Origin of the sequence: Micromonospora sp. CPCC 205546, assembly GCF_036902715.1 — a bacterium.
Classification (GTDB): domain Bacteria; phylum Actinomycetota; class Actinomycetes; order Mycobacteriales; family Micromonosporaceae; genus Micromonospora.
The window spans coordinates 42,368-62,869 of record NZ_JBAKHL010000027.1 but is presented as its reverse complement, the minus strand read 5'-3'; the positions used below and the strand labels follow the sequence as shown (position 1 = coordinate 62,869).

Sequence of the window (20,502 nt, the reverse complement as noted above, 5' to 3'; positions counted from 1 at the left end):
GGCGGTGCGGCGCGACGCCGACGTCGCCGGAAGGACGGAGGCAGGAGAGAAACCATGGCCCAGCCGAGAGTTGTCAGCCGAGACGAGTGGGAGGCGGCGCGTGCGGAACTGCTCGCCAGCGAGAAGGAACTCACCCGGGCACGCGACGCGTTGAGCGCTCAGCGGCGCCGGCTACCGATGGTCCGGATCGACAAGGAGTATTTCTTCGACTCCCCGGACGGCCCGGTGGATCTGCCGGGTCTGTTCGACGGTCGTCGCCAGCTCATCGTCCGGCACTTCATGTTCCACCCCGACTGGGACGAGGGTTGCGTGGGCTGCTCCCTACAGGTCGACAACCTCGGCCACCCGGCTCACCTGCACGCGCGGGACACCAACCTGGTGCTGGTGTCCCGGGCGCCGCTGACCAGGATCGAGCCGTTCCGGCGGCGGATGGGGTGGACCGTCGCCTGGTTCTCGTCCTTCGGTGGGGACTTCAATCCCGACTTCGGGGCCACCAGGGACGACGCGGAATGCTCCGGGCTGAGCGTGTTCCTCCGCGACGGGGCGGACGTCTTCCACACCTACTCGTCCTTCTCCCGGGGCGGCGACGCGTTGATCAACACCTACAACTACCTGGACCTGACGGCGTTGGGCCGGCAGGAGGAGGGGCTGGAACGTCCGCAGCAGTGGTGGCGGCACCACGACCGCTACGACGACCGGCGCCACGGCACTCGGCGCCGCGACGCACTGCCCGCGCGGGCCATCGGCCAATCCCCGGAACTGGAGGTTCACTGACGTGGCGACCTACGTGTTGATCCCGCCCGCGGGCAGCGGGCCCTGGTACTGGCACCTGCTCGCGGAGCAGTTGCGCGACCGGGGGCACGACGTGGTGGCGGTCGACCTGCCGTGCGCCGACGACTCGGCGGGGCTGGCGGATTACACCGACGCCGCCGTCCGGGCCATCGGGGACCGCACGGACCTGGTCGTCGTGGCCCAGTCGTTCGGCGCGTTCACCGGCCCGCTGGTGTGCGAGCGGGTCCACGCGGACCTGCTCGTGCTGCTGACCCCGATGGTGCCCGCCGCCGGCGAGTCGCCGGGCCAGTGGTGGGGCGGCACCGGCTACGCGCAGGCCCGGCAGGCCCAGGCGGAACGCGAGGGCTGGACGCCGGAGCAGGACCAGGACCCGAACGTCGTCTTCTTCCACGAGCTGCCGCCCCGGCTGGTCGAGGACGCCACGGCGAACGCCCGCGACCAGTCGGGGACGCCGTTCGAGAGGCCCTGGCCGCTCGCCGCCTGGCCGGACGTGCCGACCCGGGCGCTGCTCTGCCGCGGTGACCGCTTCTTCCCCGTCGACTTCCTGCGGAAGCTGGTGTCCGACCGGCTGGGGATCACCCCGGACGAGATGGACGGCGGGCACCCGGTGGCCCTGAGCCGGCCGCGGGAGCTGGCCGACCGGCTGGAGGAGATCCGGCGGGAGGTCTGCGAGGTCGCCCGGCCCCACGCCGGATAGCCGGCGCTGACCGGTGAGCCGGGGGCCGGTGCGGAATCGGCACCCGGCCCCCGGCGCGCCGTCTTTCTCCGCGGCCCGGGCCGACCGACACCGGTGGCGGGCGCGGTTACCCGGGGCGGCCCCCGGGTAGGGGTGCGGCATGGCGGAACTGGCGACGCTCTGGATCATCCGGCACGGCGAGAGCACGGCGAACGTGGCGGCCACGGCGGCCGAGGCGTCGGGCGCCGAGCTGATCGAGCTGACCCACCGCGACGCGGACGTGCCGCTGAGTCCCACCGGCGAGGAGCAGGCGCGGGCCACCGCGCGGTGGCTGGCCGGGCTGCCCGAGGCGCGCCGGCCCGACGTGGCGGTGGTGTCGCCGTACCTGCGGGCGGTGCGGACCGCCGAGCTGGCCCTGGCCGGCACCGGCATCCCGCTCAGCCGAGACGAGCGGCTGCGCGACCGGGAGCTGGGCATCCTGGACGGGCTGACCGGGCAGGGGGTGCGTCGGCGGCACCCGGAGGAGGCGGCGCGCCGCGACCGGCTCGGCAAGTTCTACTACCGGCCGCCGGGCGGGGAGTCCTGGACCGACGTGGCGCTGCGCCTGCGTGCCCTCCTCGGCGACCTGCGCCGCGACCACGAGGGCCGGCGCGTGCTGCTGTTCGGCCACGACGCCCTGGTCTTCCTGACCCGCTACCTGGTGGAGGGGCTCACCGAGGCGGAGCTGATGGCGCTGACCCGCGAGCACGTCATCGCCAACTGCTCGATCACCGGCTGGTCCGCCGGGTCCGACGGGCGGCTGACCCCGGACGTGTTCAACGACGTCGGCCACCTGCGCGAGCAGGGTGCCCGAGCGACCAGGGAGGACGAGGTCCATGCCGAACCGGTCTGACACCCGGGTGATCACCCCCGGGCTGCTGCGGGACTGGGCGCTGCCCGTGCCGACCGGCGGCAAGGAGGCGCGGGGCACGGTGCTGGTGGTCGGCGGCTCACGGTTCACCCCCGGCGCGGTGCTGCTCGCCGGCGTGGCCGCGCTGCGGGCCGGTGCCGGCGTGCTCCAGCTCGCGGCCGCCGAGTCCACCGCCGCCGCGCTGAGCATCCAGGTGCCCGAGGCGCTGGTGGTGGGGCTGCCGGAGACCGCCGAGGGGGCGGTCGCGGGACAGCCCGGCGAGCTGCTGGGCGACCTCGTGGCGCAGGCGGACGTGGTGGCCGTCGGCCCGGGACTCAAGGACATCGACGAGACCGGCCGCCTGCTGCGCCTGGTGCTCGACGCGGCCGGCCCGGAGACGTCGCTGGTGCTCGACGCGTACGCCCTCGGGGCCCTCAGCCACGCCCCGGACCTGCTGGTCGGGTCGGGCCGGCCGGCGGTGCTCACCCCCAACCTCACCGAGGCCCGGCACCTGCTCGACCGGGAACCCGGCGACGACCTGGACGCCGAGGCGACGGAGCTGGCCCGCCGGTACGACGCCGTGGTCTCGCTCTACGGCCACATCGCCACCCCCGACGGCCGGAGCTGGCGGGAGGAGAGCGGCGACGCCGGCCTCGGCACCTCCGGCAGCGGGGACGTGCGCGCCGGGCTGCTGGCCGGGCTGCTGTCGCGGGGCGCGGAGCCGGCGCAGGCCGCGTGCTGGGCGGCGTTCGCCCACGCGGTGAGCGGTCAGCGGCTGGTTCCCCGGTTCGGCCGGATCGGTTTCCTCGCCCGGGAGCTGCTCGACGAGATCCCCCACACCCTGGCGACCGTCTGACACCTTTCGTCGAGCCCGCACGGACGCGTGTAACGCCACCCGACTCCGTGGCGCTGGTGCTTGCGGAGGCGTGCATCCCGCCCGCCTCCCGCCGGTCGCCCCTCGCCAGGGGGCGTACCCCGGCTGGAAACAGCCCCTGGGAGTCTGTGTGAAGAACCTCCGTCGCAAGACACTGGCTGCCGCGTCCGCCGTGACGCTCGGCGTCGGCCTCGCCGTCGCTGGCGGGGTGGCCCCGGCGGCGTCGGCCGCCGGCCCGGACACCACGTTCCTGGTGCTCGCCCCGCAGGGCGCCAAGACCGACAAGGCGGTCGCCCGCGTGGCCGCCGCCAAGGGCACCGTGGTGGCTAGCTACGACCAGATCGGCGTGCTCGTCGTCCGGTCGACCAACCCCGACTTCGTCACGGACGTGGCGGGCGCGGGCGTCGACTCGGTGGCGTCCACCGCCGGCCTGGGCACCGCCCTCGACGAGGGCGAGACCCTGGAGGTCTCCGCGGCCGAGGCGGCCAACACGACCGCCGACCCGACCAAGGAGCCCCTCTTCGGTCAGCAGTGGGACATGCCGATGATCGACGTCCCGCAGGCCCACGCCGTCAACGCCGGCCGCGCCGACGTGGTGGTGGGCGTGCTGGACAGCGGCATCTCCTCCAGCCACCCCGACCTGGCCAGCCAGATCGCCAAGAACAAGAGCACGTCCTGCCTCGGTGGGGTCACCGACACCACCGAGTCCGCCTGGAACCCGACGACCTCCGACCACGGCACCCACGTGGCCGGCACCATCGCCGCCGCCGTCAACGGCGTCGGCGTGGCCGGTGTCGCCCCGGGCGTCAAGGTGGCCGCCGTCAAGGTGGTCAACGACGACGGCTACATCTTCCCGGAGGCCGCGGTCTGCGGGTTCATGTGGGCCGCCGAGCAGGGCATGCGGGTGACCAACAACAGCTACTACATCGACCCGTGGGAGCTCAACTGCCGCAACGACGCACGCCAGCGTCCGGTGTGGAAGGCGGTCCAGCGGGCCCTGCGTTACTCGCAGAGCAAGGGCGTGCTGCACGTGGCGTCCGCGGGTAACTCGAACTACGACCTCGCCCACAAGGTCACCGACACGGGCAGCCCGAACAACGGCACCCCCGAGGAGCGCGAGAACCTCACCAACTCCTGCCTCGTCCTGCCGGGCGAGGCGCCGGGCGTGGTGACGGTGTCGGCGGTCGGCCCGACCGGGCAGAAGAGCTACTACTCCTCGTACGGTCAGGGCGTGGTCGAGGTGACGGCGCCGGGTGGCGACACCCGCTTCCGTACCCGGGGCGCCAGCTCGACCCTCTCCGACGGCATCCTGTCCACCACCTACAACACCACCACGAAGACCAACGGCTGGGGCTACAAGCAGGGCACCTCGATGTCCTCGCCGCACGCCGCCGGCGTGGCCGCCCTGGCCGTCTCGGCGCACCCGGGCATGACGTCCGGTCAGCTGTCGGCCTTCCTGGGCAACACCGCCGAGGCGATCGCGTGCCCCGGCGGCGTCTACAACCCGGTGCCGCTGATCGCGGCCGGTCCGAACGCCTACGACGCGACCTGCTCCGGCGGCAAGCGCAACGGCTTCTACGGCGCGGGCATGGTCAACGCGTACAACGTGGTGCGGTAACAGCACGGCACGACCAGTGGCGGGGCCCGGCGGTGATCCGCCGGGCCCCGCCCGTTTTCGCTGCTCACAGCAGGGGTACGGGAGGAGTTGTCAGACGAGCCGAGGAGGTCGACGGTGTCCACCGATGCCATCGTGCTGTTGAAAGAGGACCACAAGGAGATGCGCCGCCTGTTCAAGGCGTTCCAGGATGCCGAGGAGGGTCCGGCGGCGCGGCGGCAGAAGCTGGTGAACGAGATCCTGGAAGCGCTCACGGTCCACACCTACCTCGAGAACGAGGTGATGTACCCCGAGGTCCGCAAGCTCCTGCCCGACCTGGAGGACGACATCCTCGAGTCGTACGAGGAGCACCACGTCGCCGACGTGCTCTGCGCCGAGCTGTTCACCATGGACGCGGGTGACGAGCGCTTCAACGCCAAGACCACGGTGCTGATCGAGAACGTCCTGCACCACGTCGAGGAGGAGGAGCAGGAGTGGTTCCCGAAGGTGCGCGAGGCACTCGGCCGTAAGCAGCTCCAGGAGATCGGCGAGCGGATGATCGCGCTGCGCGCCGACGCGCCACGCAAGCCGACCGACCCGAAGGCGATCAAGAAGTCGCTGGACGCCGTGACGGCCTGAGCGGACGGAACTCCCCGGGCCCCGGTGCGCCGGGGCCCGGCGTCATGCCGGGGGCGCGGGCAGGATCCGCCGCAGCGCCGGCGGCGCGCCCCGGGGCCGCCACTCCCGCGGGTATCCCACCGAGACCTCCTCGAACCGCACCCCGTCGTGCCAGGTGGTACGGGGGATGTGCAGGTGGCCGTAGACCACCGCCGCGGCGTCGAAGCGCAGGTGCCAGTCGGCGGTGGACTCGGTGCCGCACCACTGGGCGAAGATCGGGTAGTGCAGCACCCGGGTCGGCTCGCGCAGCAGCGGCCAGTGGTTGACCAGCACCGTCGACAGCCCCGGTTCCCGTTCGGCGAGCCGACGCGCGGTCTCGGCGACCCGTGCGGCGCACCACGCGGACCGGCTCGGGTACGGATCGGGGTGCAGCAGGAACTCGTCGGTGCACACGATCCCCGTCCGGTACGCCTCCTCCAGCGCCGCCTCGGGGGTGTCGAACCCGTCCGGGCGCCAGCTGTAGTCGTAGAGCAGGAACAGCGGCGCCACGAGCACCGGGCCGCCCGCCCCCCGCCACACCGGGTACGGGTCCTCCGGGGTCAGCACGCCCAGCCGCCGGCAGACGTCCACCAGGTGCGCGTAGCGCGCGGCGCCGCGCAGCGCCACCGGGTCGGCCGGCGGGGTCCACAGCTCGTGGTTGCCCGGCGCCCAGACCACCTTCGCGAAGCGGCGGCTGAGCAGGCCGAGCGCCCACTCGACGTCGGCCACGGTGTCGCCCACGTCCCCGGCGACCAGCAGCCAGTCCCGCGGCGACCCGGGGCGCAGCCCCTCGACCACCTCCCGGTTGTCCCGGTGACCGACGTGCAGGTCGCTGATGGCGAGCAGGCTGCCGCCCTCGCCGTCCTCCCCCGCCATACCGCTGATCCTAGGCAGCGGCGCGCCCGGCCGCGCAACGGGCACCGGTCCCCCGCCGGACCCGCGGCCCTCCGCCGCCACCGGGACGGGGTCAGGTGCCCGAACCCGGCTCAGCCATCCTGCGGTGCTGCGCCGCCTTGAGCTTGTCCGGCACGATCTTGCCGGCGGCGGTCTGCACCTTGTTGAGCAGGGAACCCGCGGTCACCGTCTGGTCGCCCCGCAGCATCGCCGCGAAGCCCTGCTCGGCCACGGTGCGCGGATCGTCCTTGCGCCCGGAGCCGACCCGGGTGTCCCGCATCTCGGCACGGTCGAAGAACTCCGTGTCGGTCGGCCCCGGCATCAGCGAGGTCACCGTGACGCCGCTGTCCTTCAGCTCGTTGCGCAGCGCCTCCGCGAAGGACTGCACGAACGACTTCGAGGCGTTGTAGACGGCCTGGAAGGGACCCGGCATGGTGGCGGCGATGGACGAGGTGAACAGCACCCGTCCCGCGCCGCGCCGCACCATGGCGGGCAGCAGCAGCTTGGCCAGGTGCACCGTCGAGCGCACGTTGAGGTCGACGACGGCCAACTCGTCGGCGAGCGCGGTGCCCCCGACGAACTCCCCGCCGGCGCCCCGCCCGGCGTTGAGGGCCAGCGCGTCGACCGGACGGCCGGTCGCGGCCACCGCCGCCGCCAACTCCTCGACCCCCTCGGCGCGGGTCAGGTCGACCCGGACCGGATGCACCCGCGGCCCGCCGTCGCGCCGCAGCCGCTCGGCCGCCGTGCCGATCCCGTCGTCCTCGGCGGCGACCACCACGTCGTACCCGTGCTCGACGAACTGGACCGCCAGCTCGTACCCGATGCCGCTGGACGCGCCGGTCACCACGGCGAACGGCCGGTCCGTGCCCGATGTGGTCATCTCTCGTCACTCCCCTCGTCGGCGGGTCGCCCGCACCCGCGGCGGGTCCCGGATGTGCTGTGCCCCGCCGCGGGCCGGTCAATCCCACGTCGGTACCCGCCGCCCGGTGCGCACCGCCGGGGCGAGGTGGGGCGGAAACCGGCGGGCCCGACCCGGTAGGATCGGCACGGGCCGTGACTGGCGCGTAGGGATGGAGAACCATCGGGAAGCGGTCCCGTCATGAGGACGCATGCCGAGCGCCTGGGCCTTCCGCACGTCACTGGAGGTCGCATGTCGTCGCTGAACGCCGAATCCACCGCCTTCCGCAGCGCCCTCGAGGTGATCCGCGCCGTCGAGCCCCGGGTGGCCGACGCCATCGGCGCCGAGCTCGCCGACCAGCGCGAGTCGCTCAAGCTCATCGCCAGCGAGAACTACGCGTCCCCCGCGACGCTGCTGACCATGGGCAACTGGTTCAGCGACAAGTACGCCGAGGGCACCGTCGGGCGCCGTTTCTACGCCGGCTGCCAGAACGTCGACACCGTCGAGGCGCTCGCCGCCGAGCACGCCCGGGAGCTGTTCGGCGCCGCCCACGCGTACGTGCAGCCGCACTCCGGCATCGACGCCAACCTGGTGGCGTTCTGGGCGATCCTGGCCGACCGGGTGGAGTCGCCCGCGTTGAAGAAGGCCCAGGTGCGCCAGGTCAACGAGCTCACCGAGGCCGACTGGTTCGCGCTGCGCCGGGAGCTGGGCAACCAGCGGATGCTCGGCATGTCGCTGGACGCCGGAGGCCACCTCACCCACGGGTTCCGGCCGAACATCTCCGGCAAGATGTTCGACCAGCGCAGCTACGGCACCGACCCGGTCACCGGCCTCGTCGACTACGACAAGGTCGCCGAGGCGGCCCGCGAGTTCAAGCCGCTGATCCTGGTCGCCGGCTACTCGGCGTACCCGAGGAAGGTCAACTTCCGGATCATGCGGGAGATCGCCGACTCCGTCGGCGCCACCTTCATGGTCGACATGGCGCACTTCGCCGGCCTGGTCGCCGGGAAGGTCTTCACCGGCGACTTCGACCCGGTGCCGCACGCGCACATCGTCACCACCACCACGCACAAGTCGCTGCGCGGCCCGCGCGGTGGCATGGTGCTCTGCCAGCCCGAGCTGGCCGACCAGGTCGACCGGGGCTGCCCGATGGTGCTCGGCGGCCCGCTGCCACACGTGATGGCCGCCAAGGCCGTCGCCCTCGCCGAGGCCCGCCGCCCCGACTTCGCCGACTACGCCCAGCGGATCGTCGACAACGCCCAGGCGCTCGCCGAGGGGCTGCTGCGTCGCGGCGGCAAGCTGGTCACCGGCGGCACCGACAACCACCTGGTGCTGATCGACGTCTCCGGCTACGGGCTGACCGGCCGGCAGGCCGAGCAGGCGCTGCTCGACTCGGGCATCGTCACCAACCGCAACTCCGTGCCGCAGGACCCGAACGGCGCCTGGTACACCTCCGGCATCCGGGTCGGCACCCCGGCCCTGACCAGCCGGGGGCTGGGCACCGCGCAGATGGACGAGACGGCCGAGCTGATCCACACCGTGCTCAGCCAGACGAGGCCGGGCGCGAACCCGGACGGCACCGCGTCCAAGGCCAAGTACGTCCTCGATCCCACCGTCGCCGAGCGGGTCGCCAAGCAGGCCAGCGACCTGCTGAGCGGCTTCCCGCTCTACCCGGCCGTCGACCTCGGCTGAACCGCACCACCCCGACGCCCCCCGCCCGGCCCACCGCGCGGGGGGCGTCCCCGTCCCGCACGCCCCCCACCACCCCCGGGGCGGCCGCCCCGACGCCGCGTCGATCATGCAGTTTCGGTGCCCGTTCCACCCACTCTGATGCCCTGTTGTCCCCCACCACAACTGCATGATCGACGCGCTGGGGTGGGGGTGGGGCGGGGTGGGTGGGTTAGTGGGGGTGGTGGCGGGGAGTGCGGAGGGTGCGGAGGCGGTGCAGGATGTCGGTGCCGCCGCGGCCGAAGTGGTCGTGCAGGGCGCGGTACTCGGCGTACAGCTCGTCGTAGGCCGCCGCCCGGGCCGGGTCGGGGTGCCGGGTCTCACGCCGGGTGGCGCCCATCGCCGCCGAGGCGGCGGGCACGTCCGGGTACGCCCCGGCGGCGACCGCCGCGTGGATGGCCGCGCCCAGCGCCGCCGGGTGCGCGGCGTCGAGCACGTGCAGCGGCCGGCCGAGCACGTCGGCGTAGATCCGCAGCAGCAGCCGGTTGCGGGTCAGCCCGCCGGCCACGGTCAGCTCGTCGACGGCCACCCCGGCGGCGGTGAACGCGTCGACGACGGTACGGGCGCCGAAGGCGGTGGCCTCCAGCAGCGCCCGCCAGATCTCCTCGGGCCGGGTGGCCAGGGTCAGCCCGACCAGTACGCCGCTCAGCTCGTGGTCCATCAGCACCGAGCGGTTGCCGCTGTGCCAGTCCAGGGCCAGCAGCCCGTGCCCGCCCACCGGCTGGTCGGCGGCGAGGGTGTCCAGCAGCTCGTACGGGCTGAGCCCCCGGCGGCGCGCCTCGTCGGCGTAGGCGGCCGGCAGGGCGTTGCGGGCGTACCAGTCGAAGATGTCACCGACCCCGCTCTGCCCCGCCTCGTAGCCCCACGCCCCGGTGGTGACGCCCCCGTCGACCACGCCGCACACGCCGGGCACCTCGCGGTACTCCTCCGCGTTCATGATCAGGCAGGTGGAGGTGCCGAGCACCGCGAGCATCCGGCCGGGCTCGACGGCGCGCGCCGCCGCGGCGGTGACGTGCGCGTCGATGGCGCCCGCCGCGACGGCGGTGCCCACCGCCAGCCCGGTCCAGCCGGCCGCCTCGGCGGTCAGCGCGCCGGCCCGGGCGCCCATCGGCACGAGCGGGCCGTCGACGCGGGGCAGCAGCCCGTCGAGGCGGGGGTGCAGGGCGCGCAGGAACTCCGCCGACGGGTACCGCCCGTCCTGCCGCAGCCCCTTGTAGCCGGCCGCGGAGACGTTGCGGGTCTCCCGGCCGCAGAGCTGCCAGACCAGCCAGTCCGCGGCCTCGATGAAGCGCTCCGCCCGGTCGAAGACCGCCGGATCCTCCTCGAGCACCTCCAGCGCCTTGGCGAGCTGCCACTCGGCGGAGACCCGCCCGCCGTAGCGGGGCAGCCAGCGCTCGCCGCGCGCGGCGGCAACGTCGTTGATCCGCGCGGCCTGCCGCTGGGCGGCGTGGTGTTTCCACAGCTTCGGGTACGCGTGCGGCCGACCGGCAAGCTCGGGCAGCTCGCAGAGCGGGGTGCCGTCGGCGAGGGTGGGCAGCATCGTGCAGGAGGTGGCGTCGACGCCGACGCCGCACACGTCCTCGGGCCGGACCCCGGCGGCGCGCAGCGCGGCGGGCACCGCGACGCGCAGCACCTCGCGGTGGTCGTCGGGGTGCTGCAACGCCCAGTCCGGGGGCAGCGGCGTCCCGTCGGGCAGCCGCTCGGTGATGACCCCGTGCCGGTACGCGTGGACGGCCTCGCCCCGCACGGTGCCGTCGGCGACGTCGACCACGACGGCCCGGCCGGAGAGGGTGCCGAAGTCGACGCCGACGACGAACCGGGCCGGCCCGGTCGCCGACGGTGCCGCGTTCCCTCCTGCCGCCACGGTTCCTCCTCCCGCCGCGCGCGCCGGTGCCTGGGCGGGTGGCCGGTCGGCGGCGGCAGTGGAGGAAACGCTAGCAACACCACCACGCCTGCGGCACGCGACCGACGGCCGGCGGCGGGGCGACGGGGAGAGAGGGACCGCCGGGGCCTCAGGCGATGGGTCGCTTCAGGTGGTAGCGGTGCACCTCGGTGCTGCCCTGGACGTTGTTGACGTCCTCGGCGGCGGAGACCAGTTCCCAGCCCTCCCGGCCGGCCCGGTTGAGGTGCGCGATCGCCGTGTCGCCGTACGCGGTGATGTCGCGGCGGGACCCGTCCGGGCCGTACCAGATGAAGCTGACGTGAAAGTTGCGGCCCTGCCCCTGATAACGGCGGACCAGCAACGCGTACTCCCAGGCGATCATGCCGTCCATTATGGGTGTCCACGAAGGACGGCGGAACGCGGGCAGTAGCGCTTTGCCGTGCGGTGAACGCGGTGTGTCATCTGACCTCGGCGGTCGCCGTCCGCCGGGCGGTCTCGTCGGCGACCAGCGCGGCCAGCCGGTCCAGCCCGAGGTCGATCTGTTCCGGGGTGACCGCGCTGACCGACAGCCGCAGCGCGTCGACCGGGGCGCCGTCATCGTAGAAGTGCGCCATCGGCGTCCAGAGCAGCCCGTATTCGCGGGCGGAGCGGTGCAGCAGGGCGTCATCGACGCCGAACGGCACGGTGACCACCACGAAGAACCCGCCGGCCGGGACGTTCCACCGCACCGGCGAGGTCGCCGCCGGGAAGCGCCGGGCCAGGCCGTCGACCAGGTGGCGCAGGTTGCGGGCGTACGCGGCCCGCTCCCGGACGGTGGCCGCCACGAGGCTGCACCCGTGCTCCAGCAGCGCCCCGCCGACCACCGCCTGGGCGATCGCCGACGTGTTCACCGTGACCATGCTCTTGATCTTGGCGAGCTGGTCGGCGAGCAGGCCCACGGTGCCGTCGTCGCCGGCGACGCGCTGGTCGGCCACCACGTAGCCCACCCGGGCGCCCGGCAGCACCGTCTTGGCGAACGAGCCCAGGTAGACCACCCGCCGCGCGCTGTCCAGCGCCTTGAGCGTCGGCGGCCGACCGGCGTCCGAGGCGGGGAAGAGACCGTACGGGTTGTCCTCCAGCAGCAGCAGGTCCTCCTCGGCCGCCAGGTCGAGCAGCCGCCGACGGTCGGCCAGACCGATGCTCGTGCCGGACGGGTTGGCGAAGTCCGGCATCACGTAGCAGGCGCGCGGGCGCAGCCCCGCCGACCGGGCCCGGCGCACCTGCTCGCGCAGGTCGGTCAGGTCGATGCCGGCCGGACCGCCGGACACCGGGCGCACCGGCAGGTCCAGCAGCCGGGCGGCACCGGTCAGCCCCACGTACGTCGGGGCGACGGCGAGCAGCACGTCGCGCGGGTCGGCCCGCAGCGCCCGCAGCACCAGGAACATCGCCTCCTGGCAGCCGACGGTGACCACGATCGCCTCCGGGTCGACCGTCATCCCCTCGTCGACGGCGAGGTTGCGGGCCACGAGGTGGTGCACGACGCCCTTGGTGCGGCCGTACTGCAACAGCGTCCGGTGCACCTGCGCGGGGCTCTGCCCGAGGTCGTCGGCCAGGTGCCGGCGGAACGTCTCCAGGTGCCGGTGCAGCGCCGCTACGTCGAGGAACTCCTCGTACGGCCGCCCGGCCGCCAGCGACACCGCCTCGGGATAGTGCTGGGCCACCTCGTTGAGGAAGTTCATCGAGTTCAGCGCCGGGTCGTCGACCGCCGGGTGCAGGTCGGCGACGCGCAGGTCCACCGTCTCCGGCACCGCTCAGCCCTCCCCGACCACGCGCAGCTCGCGGGCGGCCTCCGGATCGGCGCAGCCGGCCAGCGCCAGGGCGTCGCGGAACTCGCCGGCCAGCAGCGCCAGCGCCGTGCCCGCCCCGGCCCGGCCGCCGGCGGCGAGCGCCCACAGCATCGGCCGGCCGACCAGCACCCCGCGCGCGCCCAGGGCGAGCGCGCGCAGCACGTCGACGCCGTCCCGCACGCCGCTGTCCAGCAGCACCTCGCACCGCTCGGCCACCGCCGCCACCACCTGCGGCAGCATGGTCGCGGTGGCCGGCGCGCCGTCGAGCTGGCGGCCACCGTGGTTGGAGACCACCACGGCGTCCGCGCCGGCGGCCACCGCCAGCTCCGCGTCGCGCGGGTCCAGCACGCCCTTCACCACCAGCGGCAGGGCGGTACGGCCACGCAGCCACTCCAGGTCGGCCCAGCTCAGCGCGGGCGCGAAGACCTCGCCGGTGTGCGCGGCGATGGCGGAGACCCCGGGGGTGGCGATGTGCGCGAGGTGGTCCCGGCCGGCCGGCAGGTTCGCCGCCACGACCTGCGGCGGGATGGCGAAGGCGTTGCGCACGTCGCGTCGGCGCGGACCGAGGATCGGCACGTCCACGGTCACCGTCAGCGCGGTGCAGCCCGCCGCGTGCGCCCGGTCCAGCAGGTCGGCGACCAGGCCCCGGTCGCGCAGCCAGTAGAGCTGGAACCAGACCGTCGCGCCGGTCCGCGTGATCTGTTCGATCGGCACGCTGCTCAGGGTGCTCGCCACGTACGGCACGCCGGCCGCGCCCGCGGCGGCGGCCAGCGCCAGCTCCCCGTCGGGGTGCACCAGCCGCTGGTACGCCATCGGCGCCACGGCCACCGGCATCGCGTACGACACGCCGAGCAGCCGCGCCTCGGTGCGGGGCGTGTGCACGCCGCGCAGCACCCGGGGCAGCACGGCCACCCGGTCCAGCGCGCGGCGGTTGGCGGCGAGCGTCGTCTCGGCGCCGCTGCCGCCCTCGACGTAGTCCCACACGTCGGGCGGCAGCACCGCCCGGGCCGGTCCCGCGAAGTCGGCCAGGCAGGCCGGCGACGGCTGTGCCACCGGCGGGTCCGACTTCGGCGGCACGCCCTCCACCATCACCGGTCTCCCTTCCCTGCGGCACCGCCTCCACTGGCGGTCGCCGCGTCGGCGGATCCGCCACCCGCCGCGCCGTCGTCCGACGTGCCGAACCGGTCGCGCAGGAACGCGGCGGCCTGCTCCTGGGCGCGGCGGCCGTCGTCGAACGCGGCGGGCATGGCGAAGAAGCCGTGGATCATGCCGGCGTACCGGGTGAGGGTGGTCGGCACGCCGGCGTCGCGCAGCCGGTGCGCGTACCTCTCCCCCTGCGCCCGCAGCGGATCGTGCTCGGCGGTGATCACCAGCGCCGGCGGCAGGCCCGTCAGGTCCTCGGCGAGCAGCGGCGACGCCAGCGGGTGCCGCGCGTCGGCGGGGTCGGCGAGGTAGTGGCCGCGGTACCAGGCGACCGAACGGCGGTTGAACAGCAGCGGGTCCTCGCCGTCGCCGTCGGGCTCGGCGCTCTGGTCGGTGTTCGGGTACACGAGCAGCTGGGCGGCGAGCCGGGGGCCGCCGCGCCCGCGGGCCAGCAGGGTGACGGCGGCGGCGAGGTTGCCGCCGGCGCTGTCCCCGCCGACCGCCACGCGCCGCGGGTCGACGCCGAACTCCTCGGGGTGCGCGACGATCCACCGGGTGGCCGCGTGGCAGTCGTGCACGGCGGCGGGAAAGGGGTGCTCCGGGGCCAGCCGGTAGCCGACGGTGACCACCTGGCAGGGCACGGCGTTGGCCAGCCGCCGGCAGATGCCGTCGGCGGTGTCGACGCTGCCGAGGGTCCACCCGCCGCCGAAGAAGTAGACGAGGGTGGGCAGCGGCCCCTGCCCCGCCGGCCGGTGGACGCGCACCGGCAGGTCGCCGGCCGGGCCGGGCACGCGCGCGTCGCGTACCTCGTGCACCGGCTCGACCGCGCCGCCGCCGGCGCGGATCGCGGCGAGGTCGGCGGCGCGGGCCTCGGCGAGGCTCTGCGTGTACAGCGGCGGGGTGCCGGCCGCCTCGCGGGCGGTCCGGTACGCCGCCACCTGCGGATGGACGTTCACGCGGGTCCTCCTCGGGTGTGCACCGACAGCTTGTCGACGCCGCGCAGGAAGAGGCTGCCGCTGTACGTCGGCGCCTCGGCGACGGTGAGCCCGGGGAAGCGCGCCAGCAGTCTGGGCAGCGCGAGCCGGCCCTCCAGCCGGGACACCGCGGCGCCGAGGCAGAAGTGCAGGCCGGCGCCGAAGGCCAGCGACGGCGGCCCGTCGCGGCGCGGGTCGAAGCGGTCCGGGTCGGGAAACCGGGCCGGGTCGCGGTTCGCGGCGGCGAGGATCAGCAGCACGTTGCGGTCGCGGCCGACCGGCACCCCGCCCACGTCGGTGTCCTCGGGCGCGGCCCGGGCGAGGAAGTGCACGGGCGCCTCCAGCCGCAGGATCTCCTCGACCGTGCCCCGGGTCAGGGCGTCGTCGCCGGGCAGGGCGGCGGCCACGTCGGGATGGGCCAGCAGCAGCGGCAGCCCGTTGGCGAACATGTAGACGGTGGTGACGAAGGCGGCGTTGAACAGCACGATCAGGTTGCTCACCAGCTCGTCGGCGGTCAGCTCCACGTCGCCGGAGTCGACCGCCTCCACCAGCGCGCCGATCAGGTCGTCACCGGGTCGGCGACGCCGGTGGGCGATCAGCTCCGCGTAGAAGTCCCGCAGTTCCGCGGCGGCGGTGTTGGCGGCGGCGAGCCGCTGCGGGGTCTTGCCCGCCACGTCCAGGAACTCGTCGATGCGCTCGACCCGCTGCCGGTAGAAGTCCAGGTCCGTGGCGGGGATGCCGATGAAGTCGGCCATCACCAGGGCCGGCAGCGGGTACGCGAACTCCGCGACGAAGTCGAGGGCGGCGTCCCCGGCGTCGGCCATCCGGTCCAGCAGCCCGTCGACGACCCGGTGCACGGCCGGCTCCAGCGCGCCCAGCCGGCGCGGTGTGAACGTCTTCGCGAACACCGCCCGCATCCGGGTGTGCTCCGGCGGGTTGACGAACATCATCGAGGTCTGCAGGGTGCGCAGCACCTCCTGCTCCTGCCAGCCCGGCGGCGCCTGCTTGTACCACCGCGGGTCGCGCAGCACCTGGCTGACCAGGTCGTAGCCGACGGCCACGGCGTCGACCGAGCGGTGCTCGGCGCGCGCCGGCACCGGGCTGACCGGTCCGAGCCCGTGCAGGGCCGCGTAGCAGGGGTACGGGTCCTGCCGGCCCTCGTCGCTGTAGAGGCGGGTCAGCAGCTGGGTGACGTCCACGGTCCTTCGGTCTCCCCCGTCGCGGGTGTCGCGGGCGGCGGGGGGTCGCCCGCCGCCCGCGCTGGTGTCACAGGCCGAGCAGTCGCAGCGGTACGGCGTCCGCCAGCGCCTGGTTGCCGGCGTCGTTCGGGTGGATGTGGTCGCCCGAGTCGTACGCGGGCAGCAGTCGGCTCGGCTGCGCCGGATCGCGCAGCACCCGGTCGAAGTCGAGCAGCCCGTCGAACTCGTCGCTGCCGCGCAGCCACGCGTTCACCGCCTGCCGGGTGGCCTCCTTCTCCGGCGTCCACACCCCCGGGTTGCCGTGCCCCTCGTACGGGGTGAGCGTCGACACGAGGCTGCGCAGGCCGCGCGCCTTCACCTGCTGGTTGACCTGTCGCAGCGAGGCGATGACCTGCTCGGCGGAGTCGCCCGACATCCAGATGTCGTTGATGCCCAGGTGGGTGATCACGGTCCGGGCGTCGGTCTGCGCGAAGACGTCCTCGTCGAGGCGGGCCAGGGCGTTGGGGCCGAGTTCGTGGTAGCCGGGGAAGCCGCCCGCCCCGGGCTCGGGGCCCTCGTGGTTGAGCCGGTTGCCGGCGAGGCTGAGGTTGAGCACGCCCGGGGTGCGTACGTCCGGGCGGGCGTCGACGAGCCGGTCGGCGAGCAGGTCGGGCCAGCGCTTGTTGGCGTTGACGGTGCTGCCGTTGCCGTCGGCGATGGAGTCGCCGAAGACCACCACCGAGCCGGGGCTGTGCCGGCGCTGCACGTCGACGCCCGACAGGAAGAACCAGCAGCAGTTCGGCCGGATGGTGAACCCGGCCCCGCCCGCGGCGGAGGTCAGGTCGGTGGCGCCGATGAAGTTGGTCTGCCGGGACTGGCCGTGGAAGGTCACCGGCCCGGTGGGGGTCGGGAAGTGCACCGTCAGCACCAGGTCCTGCTGGTCGCCGACCGGCAGCGCGACGGGGTCGCTGACCAGCTCGGCGCCGCGGTTCATGGTGGCCGAGGTGGCGCCGCCGAACGTCAGCGTCCGCAGCGTCGAGGGGTCGATGTCGGACAGGTCGTCGGGGGTCGCGGTGTTCGGTTTCGCGACGGTGGCGCGGCCCACCCGCACGGCCTGCTCGCCGTGGGAGTTGCTCAGCCGGACCCGCAACCGCTCCCCGCCGACGGTGGTGCGCACGACCATCCGCACGCTCTGGTCGTTGAGGCCGTTGTTGGTCAGGCCGGTCGCGTTCCCCCTGGTGACTGCGGCGGCCCAGCTTCCCGCCCAGACCGTGCGCCGGTGGGACGCCTCGCTGTCCGACGGGCCGGCGCTGGCGACCATCGCCGGGGTGCCGGCGACGAGCAGGGTGGCCGCGGACGCGATGACATGCCATCTCTTCGGGGTCGACATTGAACCTCCATCGTTGGCAGCCCAGGGCCGTCCGCTGACGGCACCGCCTGGACGATGGTCCAGAAACCTAGCCGTCCCGTTTCACGAACGTCAATCAACCTGATCGACGTGATCAAATGTCCTCCAGTCCGTCCGGAGCGCCGTTCAGGCTCTGTCCGGTGACGGTCGGTGCTACCTACGCTCACGGACGGCGGCGGTGCGGTCGCCCGGCCGCCGCGCCGTCCCGGGCTGCCGGTGCGCGGCCACACTTCTGCGGCGAGGGGGCTGTCGGATGACCGACCGACCGGAGCGACGGACCGGCTACGTGCACCGGGCGCTGGAGCTGTTCGCGAGCTTCGGCGACCGGGAGGCGCTGGTCGGAAACGGACACCGGCTCAGCTACGCCGAGGTCGCCGCGCAGGTGCGCGGGCTGGCCGCGACCCTGCTCGGGCACGGCGTACGGCCGGGGCAGGCGGTGCTGCTCGCGCTCGGCAACCCGGTGGAGGGGCCGCTGGTGCAGCTCGCCCTGCACCTGCTGGGCTGCCGGACGATGTGGATCGCCCCGGTCACGTCCCGCCGGGAGGTCGACGAGTTCGTCCGACTGGCCCGCCCCGACGCGTTCGTCTACGACGCCCGGGACCCGGCCGGCCTCGGCCCCGAGCTGGCCGCCGGGCTGCCCGGGGTGCCGGTGCTCTGCCTCGGCCCGGGCGGCGCGGGCCCGGACCTCCTCGCCACGGCGGCGCGCGACCGGGCGGTCACGCTGCCGGCCGAGGTGCCGGTGCCGGAGTCGTTCCTGCAGACCAGCGGCACCACCGGCACCCCGAAGCTGGTGCACCACCGGGAGAGCTTCTACACGCAGGTCCTCGCCCTGGCCGCCGACTTCCGCGCCGCCGGCCACCCGCCGCTGCGGCACCTGTCGCACTCGCCGATGTGGCTGGCCAGCGGCCAGATCACCACCCTGTTCAACCTCTTCACCGGCGGCGTGCTGTTCCCGCGCGACGGCTGGGACCCGGCGGGGTTCATCGACACCGTCGGGCGGGAGCGGGTCAACTCGACCTTCGTCACCCCGCCGATGCTCTACGAGGTGCTCGACCACCCGGCCCTGGACGGCGCGGACTTCTCGGCCATGTTCATGTTCAACGTGGGCGCCGGGCCGGCCGCGCCCGCCCGGCTGCGTCAGGCGATCGCCCGCTTCGGGCCCGTGCTGCGCATCGTGTACGGCCTCAGCGAGGCCGTCGTGGTCACCGCCCTGCCGGGGCTGACCGACGACCCGGCGCACCCGGAGCGGCTGCGCTCCTGCGGCCGGCCGTACGGCGACGTGCGCGTCGAGATCCGCGCCGAGGACGGCACGGTGCTGCCGCCCGGCGTCGACGGTGAGGTGTGGGTGCACACCGACCTGCGCTTCGCCGGCTACCACGGCCAGCCCGAGCTGACCGCCGAGACGCTCGTCGACGGCTGGGTCCGTACCCGCGACGTCGGGCACCTCGACGCCGACGGCTACCTCTACCTCGTCGACCGGTTGCAGGACCGGATCCTCACCCGGCGGCGCAGCTGGCCGATCCACTCCCGCCCCATCGAGGACGCCCTGGCCGGTCACCCGCAGGTACGGGCGGCGGCGGTCATCGGCGTGCCGGACGAGGCGGCCGGCGAACTGCCGTACGCCTTCGTGGTGCCGGCGCCCGGCGCGACCGTGACCGCCGCGGAGCTGATCGACCTGGTGACCGCCGAGCTCAGCGAGACCTGGGCGCCGGGCGGGGTGCAGTTCGTCGACCGGGTGCCGCTCAACCGCTCCAACAAGGTGGACAAGCGCGCGCTGCGGGCCCGCTACGCCGAGGAGCACCCGTCGTCGGTCGAGCACCCGGAGGCGTCGATCGGCAGTCTGGCGTGACCCCCCGGCGGGAACTGACCGTCCTGGTCGCCGCCGACCTGATCTCCAACCTGGGCAGCCGGATCTCGGTGGTGGCCATCCCCTGGCTGGTGCTGGAGACCACCGGCAGCCCGGCGAAGATGGGCGCGGTGGCCGCCGCCGAGACGCTGCCCTACCTGCTCTCCAGCGCCCTCGGCACGCCCTGGGCCGACCGGATCGGGCTGCGGCGCACCTCGATCATGGCCGACGTCGGCAGCGCCGCCCTGATGGTGGCGGTGGCCCTCACCCCGTGGCTCGGGTTCGGCGCGCTGCTCGCCCTGGTGGCCGTGGTGGGTGCGCTGCGCGGTGTCGGCGACCGGGTCAAGCACGTGATGTTCCGCCCCGCGGCGGAGGCCGCCGGGGTCCGGCTGATCCGGCTGACCTCCGTCTACGACGGGTTGGGCCGACTGGTCACCCTGCTCGGCGCGGGGCTGGGCGGGCTGCTCGTCTGGTGGTTCGGGGTGACGCAGGCGCTCCTCATCGACGCGGCCAGCTTCGCCGCCTGCGCCCTGCTCGTCGGTCTGCTGGTCCGCCCGCCGGCCGCCCCGGCGGAACCGGCGGCCCCGCAGGGGTACCTGCGCGCGCTCGCGGGCGGGTTCCGCCACCTGGGCCGCGACCGGATGCTGCTGACCATGCTGCTGGTGATCTCGGCGCTGAACATGGTGGTCAACGCGAGCGTCGCGGTCTACATCCCGCTCTGGGTGGCCGACGTGCTGCGCAGCCCCGCCGGGCTGGGGCTGGTGCTCGGGGCGTTCTCGGCCGGCGCGCTGCTGGGCAACGTGTTGTTCACGGCGTTCGGTCCCCGGCTGCCCCGCTACCTGTCCTTCGTCGTCGGCGCGGCGCTCGGCGGCGCCCCGCGGCTGCTGGTCCTGGCGCTGAGCGAGGACCTGGCCGTGGTGCTGGCGGTGACCTTCGCCTCCGGGATCGGCATCGCGGCGGTGAACCCGCTGCTCGGGGTGGCGATCTACGAGCGGGTGCCTCCCGGGCTGCAGACCCGGGTGATCGGGCTGGCCGGGTCGCTGGCGTTCGCGGGCCTGCCGCTGGGCGCGCTGCTGGGCGGCTGGTCGGCCACCACGCTCGGCCTCGGCCCCGCCCTGCTGGCCATGGCGGCGTTCTGCCTCGCCGTCACCCTGCTGCCGCTGCTGCCCGGCCTTCGTCCACGGTCCACTGACGCGCCGGCCGAGCGGGCACCGGGTGTCGTGGGTCGGGCGTAGGGTCGCAC

Annotated in this window: 17 protein-coding genes, 1 pseudogene and 1 riboswitch; of the genes and pseudogenes, 9 read left to right on the top strand and 9 right to left on the bottom strand. The window is 74.4% G+C overall.

Features of this window, described 5'->3' with window-relative positions; all coding sequences use genetic code 11:
• Positions 1-54: 54 nt before the first annotated feature.
• The 6 genes from V6U77_RS15355 to V6U77_RS15330 all read left to right on the top strand — a co-directional run bounded on the left by V6U77_RS15355 (position 55) and on the right by V6U77_RS15330 (position 5,464).
• Entirely contained in the window at positions 55-774 is a 720-nt protein-coding gene (locus V6U77_RS15355) for a DUF899 domain-containing protein (RefSeq protein WP_334606995.1), read from the top strand.
• A 1-nt stretch (position 775) separates the two neighbouring features.
• Complete coding sequence (locus V6U77_RS15350; RefSeq protein ID WP_334606994.1) at positions 776-1,489, top strand: alpha/beta hydrolase; 714 nt, start codon at positions 776-778, stop codon at positions 1,487-1,489.
• A 139-nt stretch (positions 1,490-1,628) separates the two neighbouring features.
• Positions 1,629-2,360, top strand: a complete 732-nt coding sequence (locus V6U77_RS15345) for a histidine phosphatase family protein (RefSeq protein ID WP_334606993.1) — start codon at positions 1,629-1,631, stop codon at positions 2,358-2,360.
• Positions 2,344-3,213, top strand: coding sequence for an NAD(P)H-hydrate dehydratase (locus tag V6U77_RS15340; protein WP_334606992.1), 870 nt, complete (start codon positions 2,344-2,346; stop codon positions 3,211-3,213). The genes V6U77_RS15345 and V6U77_RS15340 overlap by 17 nt, the downstream gene beginning before the upstream one ends.
• A gap of 148 nt (positions 3,214-3,361) precedes the next feature.
• Positions 3,362-4,849, top strand: coding sequence for a S8 family peptidase (locus tag V6U77_RS15335; RefSeq protein WP_334606991.1), 1,488 nt, complete (start codon positions 3,362-3,364; stop codon positions 4,847-4,849).
• Between the two features lie 114 nt (positions 4,850-4,963).
• Positions 4,964-5,464: a hemerythrin domain-containing protein gene (locus V6U77_RS15330; RefSeq protein ID WP_132234652.1), complete on the top strand. Its 501-nt coding sequence runs from the start codon at positions 4,964-4,966 to the stop codon at positions 5,462-5,464.
• Positions 5,465-5,506: 42 nt separating this feature from the next.
• Here the strand turns inward: V6U77_RS15330 and V6U77_RS15325 are convergent, their stop codons facing one another.
• Together V6U77_RS15325 and V6U77_RS15320 are read right to left on the bottom strand one after the other, a co-directional pair.
• Complete coding sequence (locus tag V6U77_RS15325; RefSeq protein WP_334606990.1) at positions 5,507-6,358, bottom strand: metallophosphoesterase family protein; 852 nt, start codon at positions 6,356-6,358, stop codon at positions 5,507-5,509.
• 91 nt (positions 6,359-6,449) lie between these two features.
• Positions 6,450-7,256, bottom strand: a complete 807-nt coding sequence (locus V6U77_RS15320) for an SDR family NAD(P)-dependent oxidoreductase (protein WP_334606989.1) — start codon at positions 7,254-7,256, stop codon at positions 6,450-6,452.
• A 163-nt stretch (positions 7,257-7,419) separates the two neighbouring features.
• Positions 7,420-7,509, top strand: a riboswitch (ZMP/ZTP riboswitch).
• Between the two features lie 17 nt (positions 7,510-7,526).
• Between V6U77_RS15320 and V6U77_RS15315 the strand changes: the two genes are divergently transcribed.
• Positions 7,527-8,966 carry a glycine hydroxymethyltransferase gene (locus V6U77_RS15315; protein ID WP_334606988.1) on the top strand — a complete coding sequence of 480 codons (1,440 nt, stop codon included), beginning with the start codon at positions 7,527-7,529 and terminating at the stop codon, positions 8,964-8,966.
• A 208-nt stretch (positions 8,967-9,174) separates the two neighbouring features.
• On the opposite strand, the gene V6U77_RS15310 is transcribed toward V6U77_RS15315, so the two are convergent.
• The 7 genes and pseudogenes from V6U77_RS15310 to V6U77_RS15280 form a co-directional block, all read right to left on the bottom strand.
• Positions 9,175-10,866 carry a ribulokinase gene (locus V6U77_RS15310; protein WP_334606987.1) on the bottom strand — a complete coding sequence of 564 codons (1,692 nt, stop codon included), beginning with the start codon at positions 10,864-10,866 and terminating at the stop codon, positions 9,175-9,177.
• A gap of 148 nt (positions 10,867-11,014) precedes the next feature.
• Positions 11,015-11,275, bottom strand: coding sequence for a hypothetical protein (locus V6U77_RS15305; RefSeq protein WP_334606986.1), 261 nt, complete (start codon positions 11,273-11,275; stop codon positions 11,015-11,017).
• Positions 11,276-11,342: 67 nt separating this feature from the next.
• On the bottom strand, positions 11,343-12,671 hold the full coding sequence (locus V6U77_RS15300; protein WP_334606985.1) for an aminotransferase-like domain-containing protein: 1,329 nt from the start codon (positions 12,669-12,671) through the stop codon (positions 11,343-11,345).
• A gap of 3 nt (positions 12,672-12,674) precedes the next feature.
• A complete protein-coding gene (locus tag V6U77_RS15295; RefSeq protein WP_334606984.1) occupies positions 12,675-13,799 on the bottom strand; it encodes an alpha-hydroxy acid oxidase in 1,125 nt (374 codons plus the stop codon).
• 71 nt (positions 13,800-13,870) lie between these two features.
• Positions 13,871-14,809, bottom strand: a pseudogene (locus V6U77_RS15290) (alpha/beta hydrolase); the annotation flags it as partial.
• The gene (locus V6U77_RS15285; RefSeq protein WP_334606983.1) at positions 14,806-16,026 is read right to left on the bottom strand and encodes a cytochrome P450; all 1,221 of its coding nucleotides are present in this window, start codon (positions 16,024-16,026) and stop codon (positions 14,806-14,808) included. The gene V6U77_RS15285 and the pseudogene V6U77_RS15290, both read right to left, overlap by 4 nt.
• 67 nt (positions 16,027-16,093) lie before the next feature.
• Positions 16,094-17,368: an SGNH/GDSL hydrolase family protein gene (locus V6U77_RS15280; protein ID WP_334607021.1), complete on the bottom strand. Its 1,275-nt coding sequence runs from the start codon at positions 17,366-17,368 to the stop codon at positions 16,094-16,096.
• Positions 17,369-17,666: 298 nt separating this feature from the next.
• On the opposite strand from V6U77_RS15280, the gene V6U77_RS15275 reads away from it, so the two are divergent.
• Both V6U77_RS15275 and V6U77_RS15270 read left to right on the top strand, forming a co-directional pair.
• The gene (locus tag V6U77_RS15275) at positions 17,667-19,262 is read left to right on the top strand and encodes a class I adenylate-forming enzyme family protein (protein WP_334606982.1); all 1,596 of its coding nucleotides are present in this window, start codon (positions 17,667-17,669) and stop codon (positions 19,260-19,262) included.
• Positions 19,259-20,494, top strand: a complete 1,236-nt coding sequence (locus tag V6U77_RS15270) for an MFS transporter (protein ID WP_334606981.1) — start codon at positions 19,259-19,261, stop codon at positions 20,492-20,494. The genes V6U77_RS15275 and V6U77_RS15270 overlap by 4 nt, the downstream gene beginning before the upstream one ends.
• Positions 20,495-20,502: the final 8 nt, after the last annotated feature.